The organism is Stenotrophomonas sp. C9D9 (genome assembly GCF_056491205.1).
In genome coordinates this window covers 145,697-165,652 of sequence record NZ_JBSZIF010000002.1, presented here as the reverse complement: position 1 = coordinate 165,652, position 19,956 = coordinate 145,697, and the positions used below count along the sequence as shown (strand labels likewise).

The 19,956-nt window shown below is 65.3% G+C and carries 29 protein-coding genes, 4 tRNA genes and 1 riboswitch; of the genes, 15 read left to right on the top strand and 18 right to left on the bottom strand.

Annotated elements, in window-relative coordinates:
* The first annotated feature begins 360 nt into the window (after positions 1-360).
* Genes ACXI0D_RS00860 through ACXI0D_RS00850 form a run of 3 tightly spaced genes read left to right on the top strand, consistent with a single transcriptional unit; the run spans position 361 to position 1,227 of the window.
* Positions 361-594 carry a hypothetical protein gene (locus ACXI0D_RS00860; protein ID WP_147416485.1) on the top strand — a complete coding sequence of 78 codons (234 nt, stop codon included), beginning with the start codon at positions 361-363 and terminating at the stop codon, positions 592-594.
* On the top strand, positions 578-826 hold the full coding sequence (locus ACXI0D_RS00855) for a hypothetical protein (RefSeq protein ID WP_119007632.1): 249 nt from the start codon (positions 578-580) through the stop codon (positions 824-826). The genes ACXI0D_RS00860 and ACXI0D_RS00855 overlap by 17 nt, the downstream gene beginning before the upstream one ends.
* A gap of 59 nt (positions 827-885) precedes the next feature.
* Positions 886-1,227, top strand: a complete 342-nt coding sequence (locus ACXI0D_RS00850) for a hypothetical protein (protein ID WP_147416483.1) — start codon at positions 886-888, stop codon at positions 1,225-1,227.
* Between the two features lie 22 nt (positions 1,228-1,249).
* On the opposite strand, the gene ACXI0D_RS00845 is transcribed toward ACXI0D_RS00850, so the two are convergent.
* A complete protein-coding gene (locus ACXI0D_RS00845; protein WP_479642138.1) occupies positions 1,250-1,798 on the bottom strand; it encodes a hypothetical protein in 549 nt (182 codons plus the stop codon).
* 276 nt (positions 1,799-2,074) lie between these two features.
* Positions 2,075-2,158: transfer RNA gene (locus tag ACXI0D_RS00840), tRNA-Leu, on the bottom strand.
* A gap of 358 nt (positions 2,159-2,516) precedes the next feature.
* Between ACXI0D_RS00840 and ACXI0D_RS00835 the strand changes: the two genes are divergently transcribed.
* The gene (locus ACXI0D_RS00835; protein WP_147416482.1) at positions 2,517-2,942 is read left to right on the top strand and encodes a hypothetical protein; all 426 of its coding nucleotides are present in this window, start codon (positions 2,517-2,519) and stop codon (positions 2,940-2,942) included.
* Positions 2,943-3,060: 118 nt separating this feature from the next.
* The gene (locus ACXI0D_RS00830; RefSeq protein WP_147416480.1) at positions 3,061-3,381 is read left to right on the top strand and encodes a hypothetical protein; all 321 of its coding nucleotides are present in this window, start codon (positions 3,061-3,063) and stop codon (positions 3,379-3,381) included.
* Positions 3,382-3,582: 201 nt separating this feature from the next.
* Here ACXI0D_RS00830 and hemN read toward each other — a convergent pair whose 3' ends face one another.
* Together hemN and ACXI0D_RS00820 are read right to left on the bottom strand one after the other, a co-directional pair.
* On the bottom strand, positions 3,583-4,992 hold the full coding sequence (gene hemN, locus ACXI0D_RS00825) for an oxygen-independent coproporphyrinogen III oxidase (RefSeq protein WP_479642137.1): 1,410 nt from the start codon (positions 4,990-4,992) through the stop codon (positions 3,583-3,585).
* A gap of 44 nt (positions 4,993-5,036) precedes the next feature.
* The gene (locus ACXI0D_RS00820; RefSeq protein ID WP_049446087.1) at positions 5,037-5,477 is read right to left on the bottom strand and encodes a group III truncated hemoglobin; all 441 of its coding nucleotides are present in this window, start codon (positions 5,475-5,477) and stop codon (positions 5,037-5,039) included.
* 179 nt (positions 5,478-5,656) lie between these two features.
* Between ACXI0D_RS00820 and ACXI0D_RS00815 the strand changes: the two genes are divergently transcribed.
* Both ACXI0D_RS00815 and ACXI0D_RS00810 read left to right on the top strand, forming a co-directional pair.
* A complete protein-coding gene (locus tag ACXI0D_RS00815; protein ID WP_049446085.1) occupies positions 5,657-5,944 on the top strand; it encodes a hypothetical protein in 288 nt (95 codons plus the stop codon).
* Positions 5,941-6,990, top strand: a complete 1,050-nt coding sequence (locus ACXI0D_RS00810; protein ID WP_049446083.1) for a 4Fe-4S dicluster domain-containing protein — start codon at positions 5,941-5,943, stop codon at positions 6,988-6,990. The genes ACXI0D_RS00815 and ACXI0D_RS00810 overlap by 4 nt, the downstream gene beginning before the upstream one ends.
* 9 nt (positions 6,991-6,999) lie before the next feature.
* Here the strand turns inward: ACXI0D_RS00810 and ACXI0D_RS00805 are convergent, their stop codons facing one another.
* Both ACXI0D_RS00805 and ACXI0D_RS00800 read right to left on the bottom strand, forming a co-directional pair.
* On the bottom strand, positions 7,000-7,236 hold the full coding sequence (locus ACXI0D_RS00805) for a hypothetical protein (RefSeq protein WP_005416001.1): 237 nt from the start codon (positions 7,234-7,236) through the stop codon (positions 7,000-7,002).
* Between the two features lie 353 nt (positions 7,237-7,589).
* Complete coding sequence (locus ACXI0D_RS00800; RefSeq protein ID WP_049446081.1) at positions 7,590-7,799, bottom strand: helix-turn-helix domain-containing protein; 210 nt, start codon at positions 7,797-7,799, stop codon at positions 7,590-7,592.
* Between the two features lie 111 nt (positions 7,800-7,910).
* On the opposite strand from ACXI0D_RS00800, the gene ACXI0D_RS00795 reads away from it, so the two are divergent.
* The gene (locus ACXI0D_RS00795) at positions 7,911-8,312 is read left to right on the top strand and encodes a helix-turn-helix domain-containing protein (RefSeq protein WP_005415999.1); all 402 of its coding nucleotides are present in this window, start codon (positions 7,911-7,913) and stop codon (positions 8,310-8,312) included.
* A 22-nt stretch (positions 8,313-8,334) separates the two neighbouring features.
* A riboswitch (Fluoride riboswitch) is annotated at positions 8,335-8,398 on the top strand.
* An 81-nt stretch (positions 8,399-8,479) separates the two neighbouring features.
* Positions 8,480-8,872 (top strand): fluoride efflux transporter CrcB, encoded by a 393-nt coding sequence (gene crcB / locus ACXI0D_RS00790; RefSeq protein ID WP_014036647.1) that lies wholly within the window; start codon positions 8,480-8,482, stop codon positions 8,870-8,872.
* 3 nt (positions 8,873-8,875) lie between these two features.
* On the opposite strand, the gene ACXI0D_RS00785 is transcribed toward crcB, so the two are convergent.
* Both ACXI0D_RS00785 and ACXI0D_RS00780 read right to left on the bottom strand, forming a co-directional pair.
* Positions 8,876-9,709, bottom strand: coding sequence for an AraC family transcriptional regulator (locus tag ACXI0D_RS00785; protein ID WP_049446456.1), 834 nt, complete (start codon positions 9,707-9,709; stop codon positions 8,876-8,878).
* Between the two features lie 96 nt (positions 9,710-9,805).
* On the bottom strand, positions 9,806-10,318 hold the full coding sequence (locus ACXI0D_RS00780) for a P-loop nucleotide/nucleoside kinase family protein (RefSeq protein ID WP_049446079.1): 513 nt from the start codon (positions 10,316-10,318) through the stop codon (positions 9,806-9,808).
* A 261-nt stretch (positions 10,319-10,579) separates the two neighbouring features.
* Here ACXI0D_RS00780 and ACXI0D_RS00775 point away from each other — a divergent pair, with 261 nt between their 5' ends.
* Entirely contained in the window at positions 10,580-11,656 is a 1,077-nt protein-coding gene (locus tag ACXI0D_RS00775; RefSeq protein WP_049446454.1) for an alpha/beta hydrolase, read from the top strand.
* Positions 11,657-11,664: 8 nt separating this feature from the next.
* Here the strand turns inward: ACXI0D_RS00775 and ACXI0D_RS00770 are convergent, their stop codons facing one another.
* Positions 11,665-12,597 (bottom strand): LysR family transcriptional regulator, encoded by a 933-nt coding sequence (locus ACXI0D_RS00770; protein ID WP_080347532.1) that lies wholly within the window; start codon positions 12,595-12,597, stop codon positions 11,665-11,667.
* Between the two features lie 106 nt (positions 12,598-12,703).
* Here ACXI0D_RS00770 and ACXI0D_RS00765 point away from each other — a divergent pair, with 106 nt between their 5' ends.
* Positions 12,704-13,324 (top strand): FMN-dependent NADH-azoreductase, encoded by a 621-nt coding sequence (locus ACXI0D_RS00765; protein ID WP_101765242.1) that lies wholly within the window; start codon positions 12,704-12,706, stop codon positions 13,322-13,324.
* 57 nt (positions 13,325-13,381) lie between these two features.
* The gene (locus ACXI0D_RS00760; RefSeq protein ID WP_049446073.1) at positions 13,382-14,146 is read left to right on the top strand and encodes a thioesterase family protein; all 765 of its coding nucleotides are present in this window, start codon (positions 13,382-13,384) and stop codon (positions 14,144-14,146) included.
* A gap of 15 nt (positions 14,147-14,161) precedes the next feature.
* On the opposite strand, the gene ACXI0D_RS00755 is transcribed toward ACXI0D_RS00760, so the two are convergent.
* Positions 14,162-14,431, bottom strand: coding sequence for a hypothetical protein (locus tag ACXI0D_RS00755; protein WP_042358614.1), 270 nt, complete (start codon positions 14,429-14,431; stop codon positions 14,162-14,164).
* Positions 14,432-14,554: 123 nt separating this feature from the next.
* Positions 14,555-15,259, bottom strand: a complete 705-nt coding sequence (locus tag ACXI0D_RS00750; protein WP_101765241.1) for an ArsR/SmtB family transcription factor — start codon at positions 15,257-15,259, stop codon at positions 14,555-14,557.
* A gap of 105 nt (positions 15,260-15,364) precedes the next feature.
* On the opposite strand from ACXI0D_RS00750, the gene ACXI0D_RS00745 reads away from it, so the two are divergent.
* Positions 15,365-16,006 carry a flavin reductase family protein gene (locus tag ACXI0D_RS00745; RefSeq protein ID WP_049446068.1) on the top strand — a complete coding sequence of 214 codons (642 nt, stop codon included), beginning with the start codon at positions 15,365-15,367 and terminating at the stop codon, positions 16,004-16,006.
* Positions 16,007-16,016: 10 nt separating this feature from the next.
* Here the strand turns inward: ACXI0D_RS00745 and ACXI0D_RS00740 are convergent, their stop codons facing one another.
* The 5 genes from ACXI0D_RS00740 to ACXI0D_RS00720 form a co-directional block, all read right to left on the bottom strand.
* Entirely contained in the window at positions 16,017-16,538 is a 522-nt protein-coding gene (locus ACXI0D_RS00740) for a GNAT family N-acetyltransferase (RefSeq protein ID WP_049446066.1), read from the bottom strand.
* A gap of 59 nt (positions 16,539-16,597) precedes the next feature.
* The gene (locus ACXI0D_RS00735) at positions 16,598-16,726 is read right to left on the bottom strand and encodes a hypothetical protein (RefSeq protein ID WP_265093458.1); all 129 of its coding nucleotides are present in this window, start codon (positions 16,724-16,726) and stop codon (positions 16,598-16,600) included.
* A 170-nt stretch (positions 16,727-16,896) separates the two neighbouring features.
* Positions 16,897-16,970, bottom strand: a tRNA-Cys gene (locus ACXI0D_RS00730).
* Positions 16,971-17,036: 66 nt separating this feature from the next.
* A tRNA-Gly gene (locus ACXI0D_RS00725) sits at positions 17,037-17,112 on the bottom strand.
* A 142-nt stretch (positions 17,113-17,254) separates the two neighbouring features.
* Positions 17,255-17,330, bottom strand: a tRNA-Gly gene (locus ACXI0D_RS00720).
* Between the two features lie 130 nt (positions 17,331-17,460).
* Between ACXI0D_RS00720 and ACXI0D_RS00715 the strand changes: the two genes are divergently transcribed.
* Complete coding sequence (locus ACXI0D_RS00715) at positions 17,461-17,862, top strand: hypothetical protein (RefSeq protein WP_479642136.1); 402 nt, start codon at positions 17,461-17,463, stop codon at positions 17,860-17,862.
* Positions 17,855-18,283, top strand: coding sequence for a hypothetical protein (locus ACXI0D_RS00710; RefSeq protein WP_479642135.1), 429 nt, complete (start codon positions 17,855-17,857; stop codon positions 18,281-18,283). The genes ACXI0D_RS00715 and ACXI0D_RS00710 overlap by 8 nt, the downstream gene beginning before the upstream one ends.
* Before the next feature lie 23 nt (positions 18,284-18,306).
* Here ACXI0D_RS00710 and ACXI0D_RS00705 read toward each other — a convergent pair whose 3' ends face one another.
* Positions 18,307-19,221, bottom strand: coding sequence for an HlyD family secretion protein (locus tag ACXI0D_RS00705; protein ID WP_101765240.1), 915 nt, complete (start codon positions 19,219-19,221; stop codon positions 18,307-18,309).
* Positions 19,218-19,946: an ABC transporter ATP-binding protein gene (locus ACXI0D_RS00700; RefSeq protein WP_101765239.1), complete on the bottom strand. Its 729-nt coding sequence runs from the start codon at positions 19,944-19,946 to the stop codon at positions 19,218-19,220. Before ACXI0D_RS00700 ends, ACXI0D_RS00705 begins: the two co-directional genes overlap by 4 nt.
* Positions 19,947-19,956 lie beyond the last annotated feature (10 nt).

Sequence of the window (19,956 nt, the reverse complement as noted above, 5' to 3'; positions counted from 1 at the left end):
GTGCATGAGCACATAGACGCGGGTTAGACCTGCTACACGAACACCGTCGACGATGCCGCTGAGCGCGAATAGGCCCGCGACACCAAGCCTAGCACCCCATGATGGTCCTGTTTTGGTCCTAGTGGGTGGAAGTCTTGTCCAAGTCACGTGGGCAGGGCGTGGACCTGTCCCCGATCCATCTCGTGATGATTCACTCGCCAAAGCTATGGACCAAACGCTACAGGGGCGACTATCTGACCAACTGCCTGAATCCGCGCGTTATCCGCACCACCAGCAAGGGCCAGTTGCCCGAACAGGACGAAACCGAACTACCCAAGATCCTCGCGGCTCGCTGCTACTGTCTTTGTGATCCATCGCCGCATGCATGGTTCCAAGATCATGTTCAGCATGGCAACCGCAGGAAGCCTTTGGCCGGCCAGGGCTATCGTCCAGGCGCAGACCAACAACACGGTCCAGGACACCACGCTCGCTAGGCATGAGGAAACCTTGAAGAAGATCGATACCCTATCCGACCAGCTCTCAGAGGCCAACAAGCACATGGCCGTCATGGAGACACGATTCAATGACGAGGTGAAACATGGCGCGCGCGAGTGAGGAAGCGGCCGACACGCTGCACGCGCTGACGTTTGAAATCGTCCAGGAGGAAATCCTGGCATACCGCGAACGCGGCGAGCGAGTGCCGCCCGCCCCCCTAGGGCAGGCCGTCAAGCTCCTGAAGGACAACGATATCTCGTCCCCGGCAAGCGCCCAGAAGGTGGCCGATACGCTAGCCCCTCACCTGCCCGACTTCGGCCCGGAAGACATGGCGGGCAGCGTGCCGCATTAGGACTTGCGGGTCTTCTCGGCCTTCTGCGAGAGGCGGCTTAGCGACTCCCTCACTGCATAATGCGAACCGTACCCGATTATCAGCTTCTCCAGAAAGCTGGAGCTGGTCGCACGGTACAACTGCATCTGTTCTTCTCTATGCACGACGCCGTGGGGCTTCTGGGCTATGCATGCACGCGCCCTACGCACAGCTTCGGACATAAGCGCGAGTTCATTGGTCGCCTGCATTTCCCCTCGCGCGACGTGAAGTGCTCGCTTCGCATCCAAGGCACCGAGGAACATGTCGAGATTCTTCTGATCGCCGTTTGTGCGGCTGATGAAGTACACCACCGCGCCGACGACCACAATCGCAATTATTATGGGTTCCACACCACACGTCTTAGAAAGAATGGCGGCACATAGTGGCAGCCCGTGTTGAAATCCGCTAGGACCTGATGCTGAGGGTCTTACTCAGCTCAAACGTCCCATCTTCCGAGGCGAGGTGTAGGCGCACCTCCCCCGCCCGATGGAACTGGAACTTCAGGTCGGCAGTTCCCTCCCAGGCGTTCCACATCTGCATAGGCACCACGCTTTCGCTGTTGTAAATATCGTTGTCCCAGCCAGTCGTCGTTCCGCCCAAGCGCCATGACCACGCGGCGTCCTGCTGCTGAGGGCCTAGGCCCTCCATCCTCAGCATGAGTCGTTGTCCCCGAGGAACAATGGCCTTGACTCCGACAAACTCCTTCACCGCCACCGTGTTTACAGAGGGGGAGAGAATGTTACGGCCGTTGGGACTTGTTGCGGGAAACAGGATTCGTTCCGTAAGGAGGCCATCAGAAGGTGGAATGGCGACCGGCTCAGGTTTAGGCGAGCCCAAGTCCTCCTTAGCCTTTTCCAGCCTAACTTTCATGGTATCAAGGCGCTCCTTGAATAGCATGTACGCGGCGCCGAAGCCAAGCGAGACGCAAAGGAATCCGTAGAAAGGAAGAACCAAGGCGCGCCCTCAATAATGTCCCAGTGCTTCTCTACCGCTTCAAGCAGACTCATTTAATTTTCCCCGCGCCCGGGTTAACCGGACGCTTTCGCGCATTCAAAGGTCTGAGCCTTCCGGCTTGCCCTCCCCCTGTACCGTGCAGCCCTCCAGCAGGAAGGCACGCCTAAGCCCAATCATATCCGTGATATCGAGGTAGAACCCCCTTCATGTAGAAACACTGAGGGAACACCTGAAGCGATCCTGGTGTTTCCCATGAATGTCTCACGATGATTGAGCTGGTGCGGGGAGCGGGACTCGAACCCGCAAGCCGGAGGGCGGCGGCTTTTAAGGCCGCTGCGTTTACCATTTCGCCATCCCCGCTAGTACGACATAGAGAGTACCTGAGGGGTCCTCCATTTTGGTAGAAAAATCCGAAGGGGCATCGATAGGCCGGACCGCGCCACGTCCCCCATGCCGGGGTCGCCAGGACTAGGCACCGGGCACCCTCATTCGGCGGCCTTAGGCCACCTGAGGGCCTCATTTGGCGCACACATGGCACAACTGCCCGCTAAGTCATTGATTGCACTAACACGATCAACGGATAGCGAATCCGTAGCAGCGCCTACGAGGCACCTCAGGCCATCTGAGGGCTGGCGGGGAGCGCTGCGTATCCCCCGCTATCGCGGCTATCTGTTTTTTGGCCGAGCACCCTAGGCCCACCCGACACCGACCTAGTGTCTTGCCCGACCATGCACGCCTGAAACCAATGCCAGGCAACCTGAGGGCTTGGCCGGAGGTGTTCGGCTGGGACGTGCGGCGCGGCCGTTATCTGATCGTGGTCGGAGTGCTGGTCGCCTGTGTTGTGGCAATCGTGGTCCGGCGCAGCCGTGATCATGTGGAGCAGAGGGACAGGGTGGTTTTGCGTCCTGGTACTGAGGCGGACAACACCCAGTTACGTCGCCCAGCCCCGGTCCGCAGGCGCTACACTTGGAGATGTCCGATGCAACCTAAGCCCAAGACAATGGATGCCCAAAAGGTAGAGGCCGAGATTGCCAAGCTGATCGCGGAAACGTCCAAGATCAACGCGGAAAACCGCTGGTATCCCTTCATGGTGGGCGCGGCCTTCTTTGGTGCCGCTGCGGCCTTCGCTAAGCTGTTCCTGTAACACCTCTCAAACGCGTCCATTCGCGGCGCGCTGCGGCCCCTGCCGCCAATTCCCTTACCTACTCCCTAAGCGCCCCTCAGGCAGCCCGGCGATGCGCGTCTGCGCATCGGAGTGACCCATGAGCGAACTGCACCTGAGCAGCGTCCAGCCGCCGACTGATTCAGGCATCGCACGGTGCAGCGAAGACCTTGATCATCACCTGTACCTTGGAAGTCTGCATGCCGGTGTCCAGCAGGAGTTTCGCCAGGTGCCAGAGGGAGTTGCGTTCGATCATGGGGTGACTTCAATGCGCGAATGTACGGCACCTTCGTCAGACCCGATGCGCGGATTCCATGACCTCTGCGCCGGACTTGCGGAAGGCGCACAGCACTTTGGAAGTCAGAAGGCGCTATGCGCACCTCGCGCCGAGCAACCTGAAGCAGGCAATGAAGCTGCTTGAAGTGGCGAATGTTCCGTCAAACCTGCATACACCACCGGCAGCGGATGCACAGATTCGCTCAAATGGCACAAATGGAGCGCCTAAGCTCTGCGTTATCAAGTAGTTAGGCCGGGCCGCAAGGGACTTAAAATCCGCCGGGGGCAACCCCATGCCGGTTCGATTCCGGCTCCGGGCACCATGCATGCACTGCGCGACGGAACCTCAGATCGCACGCGAGTAACGCGGCTGCTCGTGGGCGGCACGCAGGTACGGGTCGAAGCACATCGCCAGCAGCCGCAGCAGCGGCCGCCCCGGCTCGCTGGCGCGCACTACACCGTCCCGATATTCGGCCAGGCCATCTTCCTGCAACCGCTGCACCGAACGCAGGTCTTCGGCAAAGTACCGCTCGAAATCAACACCATGGCGCTGGCCCAGCACCGTGCCATCCACCTCGCCCTGGCACATCAGCTGCTGGATCAGTTCCGCACGCAGCTGGTCGTCGGCACTCAACGCCACGCCGCGCCAGACCGGCAGCTGGCCCTGGTCCACCGCATCCTCCCACGACGGCAGGTCGCGCGGATTCTGGCTGTAGGTGGCACCGATGTGGCTGATCGCACTCACGCCCAGGCCGAGCAGATCGGTATCGGCGTGGGTGGTGTAGCCCATGAAGTTGCGATGCAACTGGCCGGCACGCTGCGCACGCGACAGATCCTCTTCCGGCAACGCAAAGTGATCCATGCCGATGTACTGGTAGCCGGCCGACGAGAGCCTCTCCACCGCCAGGCCCAGCAGCGCCAGCTTGTCTTCCGGTGAAGGCAACCGGCTCTCGTCGATCTGCTTCTGCGCACGGAACAGATGCGGCAGGTGCGCGTAGCCGTAGACCGCCAGGCGATCCGGGCGCAGCGCCAGCACCCGTTCGAGAGTGCGGCCGAAGCCTTCCAGGCTCTGCCCCGGCAACCCGTAGATCAGGTCGACGTTGACCGAACGCATGCCGCTGTCGCGGCACGCGCGCAGGATGTCCAGCGTCTGCTGCACGCCCTGTATGCGGTTGATCGATTCCTGTACGTGCGGATCGAAATCCTGCACGCCCAGGCTGGCGCGGTTGAAGCCCAGCCGCGCCAGCATGGCGACGTCGCGGGTATCAATGAAGCGCGGATCGAGCTCGATCGAGAAATCGCGCTGCGGCGAATCGCTGAAATCGAAGCGCCGGCGCAGCCCCTCCACCAGCGTGGTCATCGCCTCGGCATCAAGGAAGTTCGGCGTGCCGCCTCCGAGATGCAGCTGGATGACCTCACGACCGTCCTCGAACTGCGGCGCCAGCAGGTCGGCCTCGGCCAGCACGCGCGCGACGTAGCTGTGGCCACGGCCGCGATCGCGGGTGATCACCCGGTTGCAGCCGCAGTAGAAGCAGGGACTGGAACAGAACGGCACGTGCACGTACAGCGACAGCGCGCGGGCCTGCTGGTTGCTGTCGGCGATCGCCTGGCGCAGCGCCGGCGCGTCGAAGCCATCATGGAAATGCGGCGCGGTCGGGTACGAGGTGTAGCGCGGGCCCGGCCGGTCGTGCCGGCGCAGCAGGTCGGGGTCGAAGGTCCAGGCCAGGCCACCGGCGGCGGGAGAGAACGTGTCCATGCCGCCAGCATCGCGCCGCGCAGACGTGACCGCCTTGACCCAGATCAATCCTTGGCAGGGATGCCCAGCACCGGCAGGCCCACCTGCGGCCAGCGCAGCATCTGGTAGCGCTTCCAGAAGGTGTCACCGATGCGTGCGGCCACGTCGTTGGCCAGCTCCTGCATCGGCGGGTTGTTGCACTCGGCGGTAGTGATCCGGAACAGCACCAGCCAACGGTCGAACAGGTCCTTGTCCAGCTCGATGGCCATGTGCTTGGACATCGGCGAGCCCTTGAAGCGGCGGGTACCGCGCAGCATCGCCGACCAGAAATCGACCAGCTGCGCCAGGTGCTCCGGCCAGTCGTGGACGTGCGCCTCGAACACCGGCCCCAACCGCTCTTCCTCGCGCACGCGCGCATAGAAGTCGTGCACCAGGCGGGTCACTTCCTGCTCGGTGCACAACTCGGGCGAGGCGACGGGAAGAACAGGCGGCTGCGTTGCGTTCATCGGGGTACCCAAAGCGTGCCGGCAGTGTGCCCCAGCCGGGCCGCACCACCGTTGATCCAGATCAATGTCGACGCAGTCCGCTGCACCTAGGCTGGCACGCTTGCAGGAAGCATGCCCTGCGGATGCTGCGCCGGCCTCGGCGGAGTATACGCGCCGCCCTCATTCCGATCCGGGACAGCATGAACAGACCCTCTCCCAGCCGCCGCCAGCAGCTGATCCAGCACTGGGGCGCCATCCTCTGGCCCAGCTTCATCGCCGCGGGCCTGGCCAGCGTGGTGTTCTTCGCCTTCGTCGACCCGTTGCGACTGCAGGCGATCAGTTTCCCGGGCACGGCGATCAGCCGCGAACTGGGCTATACGGCAGGGTTTTTCATGTTCTGGTCGGTGACGGCAGTGTCCAGCGCGGTCACCTGGTACCTGCAGCGCCCGATGCCCAGCGACGACGACGACGAGCTGCCGCTGGGATGAGCATGCCCTGCACTGGAACTCCACGCCCCTGGCGTTGGCGCGGCGCGCTGAGCGCGCTCCTGCTGGCACTGTTCTATGCGTTGCCATGGCTGCGCTGGAACGGGCAGCAGGCGCTGCTGCTGGACATCAATGCACGACGCTTCGACCTGTTCGGCTGGACATTGTGGCCCGGCGACGTCGGCGTGCTGATCGGTCTGCTGGCGGTGCTGGCCGTTGCCCTTGCGTTGCTTACCCACCTCGCCGGCCGTGTCTGGTGCGGCCACGGCTGCCCCCAGACGCTGTGGCGGCGTGCCTTCGACTGGATAGCACACGGCATGGCGCGGGTTTTGCCGGTGCCGGCGGTGCGCCCTGCCACCCAGCTGGCCTGGGCGTTGCTGTCGCTGTGGACCGGCATCACCTTCGTCGGCCTGTTCAGCCCGATCGGAGAACTGGTGGACGCTGCGCCACACGCCGGCTGGAGTGGCTGGGAAACGTTCTGGGTGGTGTTCTATGCCGCAGCGACCTGGGGTAATGCCGGCTTCCTGCGCGAACAGGTGTGCCGTTCGCTGTGCCCATTCGCGCGCATGCAGCCACTGCTGACCGATCCGTACACGCCCCGCATGTTGTACGACGCGCGCCGCGGCGAACCGCGCGGCATGCGCCCGTCGGGCCTGGGGGGCGTGCTGGGCCGCGGCCGCGGCCTGCTCGACCCGACCACCGCGCAGGACTACGTATTCCGTGCCGCGCATCCGCTGCTGGCCGGACCGATGCCCACCTTCAGCGCCGACCGCCTGGGCGACTGCACCGATTGCGCCGCATGTGTCAGCGCCTGCCCGATGCAGCTGGACATCCGCCAGGGACCGCAGGCCGATTGCCTGGCCTGCGGCGCCTGCCTGGACGCCTGCGCGCGGCAGCAGCACCAGGCCGGTTTCGGCTCGGGGCTGGTGCGTTACTGCAGTCCGCAGGCCATGGCCGGGCAACCGCGGCAATGGTGGCGACCGCGGACCCTGGCACTGCTTTCGATGCTGCTGGCGTTGTTGGCCTGTGGCGCCTGGCGCCTGCTTTGAATCAACGGATCAACGCGGCCCGTTGGCGTGCGGCGGTACCAGCTGCGCACGTCGGACAATGCCGAGCTGCTCGATGATCAGCGCCATTTCATTGGTGACCTCGGTACGCTCGGTCCCCTGCGGGACCAGGCGGTCCAGCACCTGCTGGTAGGTATCCCAGAACGCCGGACCGCATCCGTGTTTGTGATAACTGGCTTCCAGTTCGCGGCGTACCCGTTCAGCCAAGCCATGCATGCCGTATTCCATACGACCTCCGTTGGACTTGTTCTGCATCGTTGACGGTCTACCGACTCACTTGCGAGCTACTGAAAGACTCCCGGGCTTCACGCCCGGTTGATGCCAATTAGTCATAGATTTCACGACAGGTCAATTACATGCAGCGACTTTCGTGATCGAAATTATTAATCGTTCACGAAACCACATACGGGATGACAGGGTCCCCGGATGGGGCGGACCCGACACACTACCCGATCCCCCCACCCCCTGCTCCAGTAGGCATCACCGATGGCCGAGCCCCGTTCCATCGAAGTTTCCTATATTGCTAAGCATACTTAGCAAACCACGCTTAGAGTGCTATATGCGACAAAATGCGGCGCAGTTCAGACCTCTTCGGCCTCTGCGGCCTCAGTCGCCGGGAACAGATTGGGGTAGCGCTGATGCAGGATGTATTGGCGCAGCGCAGGAATCGGGAAGTCCCTGGGCCATTGCGACACCGCAGATCGGCTTATGCCAAAGAAGCGCGCCAGTTCGGCATCGGTCCGGAAACCCAGCCGGATGCGCACCTGCCCCTTGCTCCAGAATTCGGTCACGGTCGGTCCTTCTGTTAACCAGACTTATTCTTGGAACAAGGGAACTTTGCGATCTACGCGTTAAGCTGGCTTGCATAGATGAATACTCTCGGCCAACGACTCGCCATTGCCATGAAGAAAGCCGGGCACCCTCGCCCGGCCGATCTGGCCCGCGCCGCCGATTCGACGACGGCAACCATCAGCAACTGGCTCAACGACCATGTCAGCCCCGCCCATGTGAAGGCCGAACAGCTGTTCCGCATCGCCGATGCGGCCAAGCTGGACGCGCGCGAACTGCTGTATGGCGTGAGCGGGCTTGGCGTCGGTGAACGGGGCAATACCTACATCCCCAGCCAGGCCCACCTGGACGTCTGGCAGGACGCCTACGAACTGGTCAGCCATCTGGTGGAGGAGAAGGGGCTGGAGATCGATCATCGCCGCCACGCAGCATTGGACCTGCTGGCCTTCGAACTGCTGATGGACGGCTTCAGCCGCAGCAAGGTCATCCGGGTACTGACGACCTCGATGACGTGAATGCACTGCCGCTGGTAGCATGGTCGTCGATGGGGATGGGGCTCCCCCGATAACCGCCTGAAAGGGCTGATGGCTCCTGCCAGGACGAACCGGTGTTCGTCGACGGCAGGCCGTGCCCGCCCTCGGCGTTCGCCATCGAATCAGCGAACCCCTACCCGAGGCACGTGATGCACGCATTGAACAACTATTTGCTGGTCTTCATCGGCGGCGGACTTGGTGCCTGCCTGCGCCACGCCTGCAACCTGATCGGTGCGCGCGTGGCGGTCGGCAGTCCGTGGCCCTGGTCGACCTTCCTGATCAACATCAGCGGCGCACTGCTGATGGGCGTGCTGGTCGAAGCCTTCGCCCTGCGCAATGGCGCCTCGCCGCAGCTGCGACTGCTGCTGGCCACCGGCGTCCTCGGCGGCTACACCACGTTCTCCACCTATGCACTGGAAATCGGCCTGCTGCTGCAGCGCGGCCAGCATGGCCTGGCAGCGCTGTACGCCGGCGGTTCGGTGGCACTGGGCCTGGTCGGCCTGTTCGGCGGCATGAAACTGGCGCGGCTGGTGCTGGGCTGAGGCTTAGGCAGCGCCGGCGCGGGCCTGTCCGCGCCACTCCCGCGGCGACTGCCCGGTGTGCGCCTTGAACGCGCGCGACAGCGCCGCTTCGCTGCCGTACCCCACATCGTCGGCAATCCGCTTGAGCGGTCTGCCCTGGCGCAGCGCCTGCTGCGCCAGGCCCACCCGCCAACCCTGCAGATACTGGCCCGGCGTGGTGCCCATCGCCTCACGGAAGCTGGCGGCAAACACACTGCGCGACATGCCGGCGACGTCGGCCAGGTCTTCCAGCGTCCACGCCTGCGCCGGCGCTTCATGCATCGCCACCAACGCCAGCCGCAGCCGCGGATGGCCGAGCCCGGCGAACAGGCCACCACGCATCTCGCCGCCTTCCATCAACTGGCGCAGCACCTGGATCAACACCACCTCGAACAGCCGGTTGACCATCGCCGCACGCCCGCAGCGCTGCTCGAAGGCCTCTTCGAACAGCAGCTCCAGTGCTGCGCTGCCGCCGTAGAGATCCGCCAGCGGCATGCAGATGAATTCGGGCAACGCGGCGCTGATCGGGTTCAGCCGGCCGCCCTCGAAATGCAGGTTGGCGCAGGCCATGTCGGCGCCCTGCTGCGGATCGGTACTGAACCGGTGCGGCATCGGCCGCGGGTACAGCAGCAGGCTGGGGACGTCGACCTGGAGGGTCTGCTGGCCGTGGCTGACCTGCAGCGGCCCCCGCCGCACCAGGTGCAGCTGGCCGGCCTCATCTTCCCCCTGCAGGGTGTTGATGCCGCACAGCGCGCCGGCATGGAACACCGAGGCGGTGACCGCGAAACGTTCGAGCAGGATGGCGAGACGGTCGACCACGATGGGACTCCAGATCAAGCGAATAGGGTTCAATGCGTCAGATCGTATCGGAATCGCCACCACCATGATCGACTGAACACGGCCATTTGCAGGAACTCACCCCTCCTGTGCATGACGGATCACCACGAAGCCCTCCTCCGGCACAGGTGCCACGAAGTGGCAGGTGATCTGCTCAAAGGCTTCATCGCTGGCCTGGAACGGGTGCTCACCGCGCGCGTTGCGGGCACGCAGACGCGCCTTGCAGATGGCGTCGGGAACATCGAGAAAATGCAGCTGATGGGCAACGCCGGCCGACTCGAACAGTTCGCGGCCCCAGGCGCGGGCGGCGGGCGTGTTGAACGGAACGTCGAGCACGACCGAGACGCCGGCCTGCAGGATCGCGCGGACATGCTGCGTCAGCGCAGCGCGCAGTGCTGCCGCGCGCTGCAGGTAGTCGGCGACGGAATGGATCTGGCAGGGATACAGCGCCGCCAGCCAGGCGTCTTCGCTGATCAGCACGTGGCACGGCTGCGCCACCAACCGCTGCGACAGAGTGGACTTTCCGGCGCCGATCTTGCCGCACACCAGGTGCAGGGTCGGGGCGTCGCCGGTCGATGAAAGAGGGTGCATCTGCGTTCTCCTCGGTGGATTCCAGTACCCGGGAGAGCGCCGCATGCAACCCGCCTTCCCGGGCGGGTTGCATGGCCATGACGACCGCGCGCTACCCCGCCTTCCCGTGGGGAATGCGGATAATCGACGCGGCAGTGTGCTGGGCCATGCCGCCAGCGTAGAGCGCAGCACGGCCGACCGGCAATCCCCTGCGGCAGTGCAGCGCGCGCAACAATTCGCGGGCATCTATGCTCGGCGCCATTCCCGGATGGAATGACCACGATGCGCCCCTTGCTTCGATGCGCCCTCGCCCTCGGCCTTCTGCTGCCTGCGGCATCGCTGCTGGCTGCGCCACCCACTGCACCACGCATGCTCAGCGGCGAGCTGCAGGGCGCCCCCTGGCGCCTGGACGTACCGGCTGGCTGGAACGGCGACCTGGTGATGCTGGCGCATGGCTATGAACCAGTGGGTGTGCCACGCTCTACGCCGATGACCGCCAATGACAGCACTGCAACGCTGTTGGCCGCGGGCTACGCCGTCGCGCAGAGCGCCTATGCCAGCCAGGGCTGGGCCGTGGCCGATGCGATCACCGACATGGAACGCCTGCGCCAGCACGCGCTGGGCGAACTCAAGCGCGTGCGCCACACTTGGCTGCTCGGATTCTCGATGGGCGGCGCAGTGACCTTGGCCAGCCTCGAGCGCTACCCGCAGCACTACGCCGGTGGCGTCTCGCTGTGCGGTGCCAACCTCAGTGGCGAACAGATCGCCACTGACCTGCTGACCACGCTGGTCGCCTTCGATTACTTCTTCCCCAACGCGGAAGGCCTGCCGGCCAGTGGACTGGCGTCGCATGAAGCGGCCGCGTTGCCGCAGGCAGCGCTCTATCAAGGCATCGCCGGCGCGCTGCAGCAGAACCCACAGCATGCCGAGGTACTGGCCAGGCAACTGCAGGTCGCTCCGGATGCGCTGGCCGGCACGATCAGCCTGCATGCACTGGTCCTGCACGAACTGGCGACACGTAGCGGCGGCATGCCGGTGGGTAACAGAGGCGTGGTCTACCGCGGCTTCGGCGACGACACGGCGTTCAATGCCGGCGTGCAGCGTGTCGACGCCGTGCCCGCGGCACAGGCCGATATCCGCGCCAAGCTGACACTGAGCGGCGCGTTGAAGCGACCGCTGGTGATCCAGTTCAACAACAACGACCCCACCATCGTGCCGCATATGCAGACGGTGTATCCGCAGCTGGCGGCCCATGCCGGCGCACGGCCGTTGCCGAAGGTGCTGCCTGCGGCAGGCGAAGGGCATTGCGGATTCGCTGAAGCCGACGTGGTCGAGGCGTTGAAGGCCGCCAGCTACTGAACTGACGATCAGCTGCGCAACAGCGGGGCGGCCTCCACCTCCAGCAGGCGCGCCGGTAACTGCTGCAGCAATGCGTCCACCGCCACCCGCGTCTTCAGCGGCAGGTGGGGCACCCGCGGCCACACCGCGTGGATCGGATAGATCGCACTGGAGGCGGCCGGAAGAACTTCCAGCAACCGCCCCTGCTGCAGGGCATCGCGCACCAGCCAGTACGGCAGCCAGGCCACGCCCAGCCCAGCCACGGCCGCATCGGCCACGCCCTGCAGATCGTCCATCTGCACGCGCGCGTCCGGCTTCAACACCAGCGGCTCGCCATCCACCCGCATCTTCCATTCCATCACCTGGCCACGCCGGCTGTAGGCCACCGCCTCCAGCCCACGCAGTGCATCGACGGTGTGCGGCAGCTCGCGCCCGGCCATGAATGCCGGCGAGGCGCAGATTGCCATGCGGTGTTCCCCCAGCGGCCGCGCCACCAGATCGCTGCTGTCGGGCAACGCGCCAATGCGGATCGCGAGATCGATGCCCTCTTCGCGCAGGTCGACCGTACGATCATTGAACTGCAGGTCCAGCGCCAGCGCCGGATGCTGGCGGGCCAGCTCCAACAGGATCGGTGCGATGCACAGGTGGCCGAACAACACCGGCAGTGACACGCGCAGGCGACCGGCAACCTGGGTGCGCCCGCCTTCGAGCGCGGCCTCGCCTGCACGGATTTCCTCCAGCGCGCGCAGGCAATGCTGGTAGTAGAGCGCCCCGGCCTCGGTCAACTGCTGGCTGCGTGTGGTGCGCAGGAACAACGGGGTGCCGAGCCGGGCTTCCAGCCGCGCAATGCTCTTGGCCACCGCCGAGCGGGTGACCCGCAGCGCGTCGGCCGCCTGCGCGAAGTTGCCGGCCTGCACCGTGGCCACGAACACGTCGATACCGTTCAGATCGGACAAGGCCACAATGTATCCAATCAGGAACCAATGGAAGGAAAAAATAGCGCCACTGGCGAAGTTTTTAAAGTCTAGAGTGGGCGCCCTCCCCTTCCACGCAGATCGACTTCCCGCCATGAGCAAGGTGCTTGTCCTCCACTCCAGCCTCAACGGCACCGCCTCGCGCAGCGCCGGCCTGATCAATCGTTTCCTCGCCGAGCGTGCCGCGCAGGGCTTCGATGACGTCGTCACCGTGCGCGACCTCACCGCACTGGACCTGCCAGTGCTGGATGAGGAGATCTTCCACGCACTGCGCGGTGCAGAGAACCCGGGGCCGCGCGCACGACAGGCCATCGCGCTGTCCGATGCGCTGATCGGCGAGCTGATGGACAGCGACCTGCTGCTGATCGCCGCGCCGATGTACAACCTCAACGTACCGACGCCGCTGAAAAACTGGTTCGACCTGGTCGCCCGCGCGCGCGTGACCTTCCGCTACACCGACACCTGGCCACAGGGCCTGGTCCAGGGCGTGGAAGCGGTGGTGTTCAGTCCGCGCGGCGGCGTGCATGTCGGCCAGGGCACCGACACGGTGACGCCCTACCTGCAATCGGTGCTGGGCCTGATCGGCATCACCGAGGTTGATTTCGTCTACGCCGAAGGCATGGACATCCGTCCACATGGCATCGAGCAGGGCATGGCCCGCGCGCAGGCACAATTGACCGCATTGGCGCAGCGCATGCCATTGCCGAACGCTTAGGATGCAGAGGCCGGCAACCGTCCTGCCGCCTCTTTCCCCGCTGAAGCAACGCACCCGATGGCCTTCTTCGAACGACTGAGCGACACCCGCTACCTGCCGACCGAGCATACCGGCGGCGCCTGGAACATCCGCGAGCAGCACATCGCACCGGCGATCGGGTTGCTGGCCCACCACCTGGAACGCGACGCTGCGGCGCGTGGCCATGGCTTCCTGATCGCGCGCCTGTCCTACGACATCCTCGGCACCATCCCGATCGAAGCGATGGAGGCTGAGGTGCAGGTGCTGCGCAGCGGTCGCACCATCGAACTGGTGGAGGCCACACTTCGGCACGGTGACCGTCCGGCGCTGCGTGTGCGCGCGTGGTTGATGCGCCCGAACGATACCGGGGCCATCGCCGGCACGCCGATCACCGGCATTGCGCCGCCGGAATCGATGCCGGCGTGGGACCCGGGCACGGTCTGGCCCGGTGGTTTCATCCAGAGCATCGAGATCCGTCGCCACGACCAGGGCCCCGGCCGCGCAACCTACTGGGCCCGCGCAACGCAGCCGCTGCTGGACGGTGAGGCGGTCAGCCCATTGGCCCGTGCCGCCACCCTCTTCGACCTGTCCAACGGCATGGCGGTACGCGCCGATCCGAAGGAGGTCGCCTTCCCGAACCTGGACCTCACCGCTCACCTGTTCGGCATGCCCGAAGGCGAGTGGCTGGGCTTCGACACGTCGGTGTCGTTCGGCCGCCAGGGCATCGGCCTGACCAGCACCGTGCTGCACGATGCACGCGGCCCGATCGGAACACTCGGCCAGGCGCTGACGGTGCGCCCGTAAACGCAACGGGCGGCGTCAGCCGCCCAGCGTGCCCATGGTGAAGGTGTAGCCGGAACTCATCAGGAACTCGCGCATGCGCATTTCCGCGCGGCGCGGTGAGGCCAGATTGGCCGGTGCGTACAGCGCGTAGACCACGCCGGCGCCTTCGATTGACTCGCGCCGCACGCCACAGTGGCGGGTCTCCGAGGCGACCACCCAGCCATCCTTCAACCGGTCCGGCCCGATCGATTGGCCGTTCATCAGCCGGAACGTCAACCAGCGTACTTCCGCAGCGGATTTGCTCATCGGCGGCATTCCGGTTGCGTACTGCGGTCCATCATGTCCTTGCTCGCCATTGCAGCTCCCTAAGACTTGGAACCTGACCATAGCGCCTCCGCATGTCGCGGGCGAATGAGACTGGTCGGGCGCTCAGGTCGCCAGGCCGAACCACTTCCACAACGCCTCGCGCCCCGGCGGGGTCAGCCGCAGTTCGCGACGGCCTTCAACACGCCGCAGCCAATCGTTGTTCACGAAGCTGTCCAGCATCGCCTCGCCGACCAGCCCGGCCAGATGCGGGCGCCGCTCGGTGCAGTCCAGGCATCCCCGGCAATAGCGCGCGGGCCTGGTCGTCACCGGCTGCTGCAGTACCTCGGCCAACGGCTGGCCGAGCTCCCGCAGGAACGCCGCCCCCTCTGCGCTCACCTGCCAATAGCCGTCGCGCTGCAGCACGTGCCCGGCCTGCAGCAGGTGATCGGTGATGGCCACCGCATGCACGCCGGCCAGGTGGCGATAGCACGAGCGCGCCTCGCGCAAGGCCGGCAGGCTGCGTGACGCGGCGGCGGTGCATGAGGGCGTGCGCTCGGCCACACGCAGGATGCCCTCCAGCATGTCCGCGACCTCGGTCGACGCCAGCCGATGGTAGCGATGGCGGCCCTGCGGGATGACCACCAGCAGATCGCCTTCAATCAGGCGCCGCAGGTGCGTGCTCGCCGTCTGCGGCGTCACCCCGGCCACCCGCGCCAGTTCCATCGCGGTGTACGCGCGGCCATCCATCAGTTGCAGCAACATGGCGGCGCGTGCCTGGTCACCGACCAGGGCACCGACACTGACAAGGGAACCGGAGGTGTGGACCATGCCGGCATTGTGGCATGCAGGGCCCGGCCGACAGTTCGATGCAGGCCGAAGCATTGCCGGCCTGCCCCGGCGCACAGTCACCGCCCCGCTCTTCCGAGAACCGCAGTGACGAACCCTTCGATCCAGCGTCGGCGCATCACGCCTTCGGTCCTGTACCCGGGCACGCCGGTACTGCTGATGACCACGCTCAATCCCGACGGCAGCAGCAACATCAGCCCGCTCTCTTCGTTCTGGGCGCTGGGCAACCGGGTGGTGCTGGGGCTCGGCACGCAGGGCCAGGGCTATTGCAACCTGCAGCTGCGCAACGAGTGCGTGCTGAACTTTCCGTCTTCTGCACAGGCGGCCCAGGTCGAGGCCATCGCGCGGGCGACCGGCCGCGATCCAGTTCCCGACGCCAAGCAGGCGATGGGCTACGTGCATGTGCGTGACAAGTTCGCGCTGGGCGGCTTCAACGCCATACCGTCATCGCAGGTGGCACCCGCTACGATTGCCGAGTGCCCGCTGCAGGTGGAAGTCACAGTGATGGCAATGCACGCGCCCAGTGATGACGATGGCCAGCACTTCGTGATCGTCGAAGGCCGCATCCGCTGCGTGCATGCGCATGAGGCGATCACCCATGCAGGCAGCCAGCACATCGATGTCGCGCGCTGGAAACCGTTGATCTATCTGTTCCGCCACTACCTGGGCGTGGGTGAACCGGTCGGGCGCAACTTCCGCGCTCAGACGCCGGCCCATGACCCGGCATAGAGGGGGTGATTCAAGGTGTCGGCGATGATGGGTGGCCGGTCACTGAAATCCAGTACGACACCATGTCCACATAGCGGCCGTCGCGCTTCACCGCGCGCGGCTCGACGCCGGATTCGGTGAATCCCAGCGATTCGTACAGTCCACGCGCAGCAGCGTTGTCCGCCAGCACCGTCAGCGTGAGCGACTCGATGCTGTCCATGCGTGCCGCCGCGAATGCCGCAAGGAACAGTTGACGGGCGATGCCATGACCACGATGGGCTGCGCCAACATGGACGCTGTGGATCTCCGCCGTGTGCCGCCGCGCCAACCGCACCGGGCGCACGTAGCGCAGGAAGCCAATCAGTGCCGCCTGGTCGAAGGCACCGAAGTAACGGGTATGAGGGTCATCAAGCTGCGCCCGCATCACCTGCGAGGAATCGCCGGCCGCCTCGGCCAGCGTGGACAGGAATGCAGCGGGCGACTCGCGCAGCGCCTGCAGGCGGGCCTCCCAGAGCATGTCCGCATCGTCTTCGGTCAGTAGCCGGATGATCATGTCGCGCGCCTGCCGCAATTTCTATGCTGGAGCCAGCGTAACAGCCCGGACATCATCAGCTACAGGCAGGCCATGCCCATCAGCGACATCGCCGGCGCCAGCCAGGCCATGCGCGGGGGCGCATCGGCACCCAGCGCTACCTGGAACAGCAGTGGCGTCAGGATCGAGAAGATGCCGACGGCATACATGCCGTGCAGCGGGCTGCCCGTGTTGTTCGGCGTCGCTGAACATGGCGACGCCGAACAACACGGAGGTCAATGCGGTCAACGCCAATCGGCGCTTACAAGCCAGACTTTGCATCGCGCGGTTGCCGTGGGGAAAAACAAAAAAGCCCTGACCGGAGTCAGGGCTTTTCAATTGGAGGCCTCAAGCGGAATCGAACCGCTGTAAACGGATTTGCAATCCGGTGCATAGCCACTCTGCCATGAGGCCAACGTACTGCGCGCCAGGAACAGGGCCCTGACAAGACAAAACCCCATGATGGGGCCTGTCGGAACATGGAGCGGGAAACGAGACTCGAACTCGCGACCTCAACCTTGGCAAGGTTGCGCTCTACCAACTGAGCTATTCCCGCGTAAGCCGACATGGTACCGGAAATCCGGAACACACACCAGCGATTTCACCTTTCTGACTGCGCGTAGAGCCTTGTGGCCCAACGTGCCCCGCCTTGCCGTGGTGGGAGAAAAACAAGGCCCCTACCGGGGCCCTGTAGAATCTGGAGCGGGAAACGAGACTCGAACTCGCGACCTCAACCTTGGCAAGGTTGCGCTCTACCAACTGAGCTATTCCCGCAGATTCCGTTCGACCTGCGTCGAAGGAGCGCTATTGTGTCCAAATTCCTTCACGCCGTCAACAGTCTTCACATCATGCGGTCACGGGCGTCCGCACTGGGGTACGCTGCCCCGCCCGGTCCCGTTCGCCCATGTTCCTTCGCGGCACGCCCCTGTTGATCGCCCTGCTGCTGCATCTGCTGGTGGCGCTGCTGTACTGGGCACTGATTCCGCTGGGAATGAACGCGTATCGCGACCATTTCGGCTTCACCTCCCATCGCGACGTCGGCCTGGGCATTGCCCAGTTCCTTCTGTTCTGGATGTTCATTGGCGCCCAGCCGCTGATCGCGGTACTGCGGCCATTGTTCGCCAAGGTGCTGGTGCTGGCGATCCCGTTGGTGTTCGCGACCTGGACACTGATGCACAACCATCCGCTGCGCCTGCTGTACTTCACCGTCGGGCCCGGCCTGCTGGCACTGGCCGCAATCACGGTGAGCCTGCGCTATTCGTCGCGGAGAACCTCCCGCCCCGTCACGGACACCGCTGATGCCTAGACGCTACATCCGCCTGTTCTGGCTGCTGGTCGCGCTGACCTGGCTGGCGCTGATCGCTGCACTGGTCAATGCCGGCTTCACTCCTGACTACTGGCTGCTGCACCATCTGGAAGGCGCCGAGCTGCCCTACCCGACCAGCACCGTCATCGTGTTCGCGCTGCTGGGAGCCGTCGAGCTGGTGGTGGCCGCGCTGATCGTGCAGCCCTGGAAACTGAAACGCCTGTGGCTGCGCCTGCTGATCGCGTTCGCGTTGCTGGTGGTGTGGTCGGTGCCGTGGATGCTGTCCGCGATGCACCAGCCGCCGGTGCACGGCACGCATCTACTGTGGTTGCTGCTGCTGGACGTGGGGCTGTTGCTGGCGCTGTGCGTGGTGTCTGCAGTGAGTGCGTGGCGAACCATCAGGCGTCGAGGGGCCCCATAGGCGGCCCCGTCGCAGCACCAGGCTTACTTCCGGAACTCCACCCGCACGTGCTGGCCGAAGCGGGCCTTGGCCTCGCCATCGAACTCCAGCACACACTCCACCACCTTGGCCACGCCACGTCCCGCGTCTTCAGGCAGGCGTGCCTGCGCGAACACCGGGCTGATGCGCACCACGCGTGCGGACGGCAGCGTGCTGGTGTTCTCGGCACCATCGCTGTCCGGCACCACGGTGGCCTTCATGCCCACCTGCACGGCATCGGCATAGGCGGCGCTGAGTTCGGCGCGCACCTGCAGCGGACGCGCCGGCAGCAGCGAGATCGCCGGCTTGCCAGCCTGCACGAAGGCGCCGAGGCCCGGCACCTGGCCGACCACGGTGCCGGCTTCCGGCGCGCTCAGCGACATCTGCTGCAGTTTCAGTTTTGCGTGTTCCAGCTTGTGCTGGGCCATGTCGACCTGCGCACCGGCCACGTCGACATCGGCGCGCACAGCAGCCAGCTGCTGCTTGGCCGCATCGGCCTGCTGGTTGGACGACACGCCTTCGCTGGCGCCCGTGGACAGGCGGGTGGCGTTGCGCTCCAGTTCGCGCAGCTGCGCCTGGCCGCCCTTCAGGCGGTCATTGGCCAGGGCGAGATCGGCGGTGGCCATCGCCACCTCCTGCTGCAGCAGGGCACCATCCAGCGACAGCAGCAACTGTCCCTTCTTCACCGTGGCGCCCTCCTTCACCGGCGCGGCGGTGATCGAGCCATCCACCGGCGGCGCCAGCGCGATCAGGCCACCCTCGACGTCGATGATGCCGCGCGCCACCGCGACCTTGCCGGCGGTGGCAGCGCTGGCTTTGCCTGCAGGTGCTTGGGCAGGCGCGTCCTTGGAACAGGCGCCGAGCAGCAGTGCCGCGGACAGGGCCAGGCTGAGGGGGAGCAGGTGCGACGTCTTGGTCATGGGGCGGACTCTACAGTTTCGTTCTGGCGGCGGTCATCACGGACCATGCCGTCTTCCATGGCGATCACCCGATCGGCATGCCGGATCAGGCGCGGATCGTGGCTCACGCACAGCACGGTGGCGCCATGCGCACGTGCGTAGCGGTGCAGGATGTCGATCACGCGCTGGCCGTTCTCGGCGTCCAGCGCGCTGGTGGGTTCGTCGGCGAAGATCAGCGTCGGTGACTTGGCGAAGGCACGGGCAACGGCCACACGCTGCTTCTCACCGCCGGACAGCTGCGCCGGGCGCATGTGGCTGCGGTGGCTGAGGCCAACCTCCTCCAGCGCCCTGCGGGCCAGCGGTTCGCTTTCGCGATTGCTCATGCCGCGGTAGCCCAGCGGCAACTGCACCTGCTCCAGCGCGGTCAGCGCCGGGAACAGGTTGAAGCCCTGGAACACGAAACCGACATGGTGCAGGCGGAAGCGCTCCACTTCACTGCGACTCATGTGGCCCACGTCCTGGCCGAGCGCGTGCACGCGACCGCCATCGGGCGATGACAGGCCGGACAGCAGCGACAGCAGCGTGCTCTTGCCGCAGCCGGACGGGCCCGACACCAGCGTCAGCTCGCCGGGATAGATGTCCAGCGACAGGCCGCGCAGCACCGGCACCTGTACATCGCCGGACATGAAGCCCTTTTCCAGTGCGTCGGCCTGCAGGGTCGGGGCGACGGCGCGTGTAGAAGTCATCGGCCGGTCC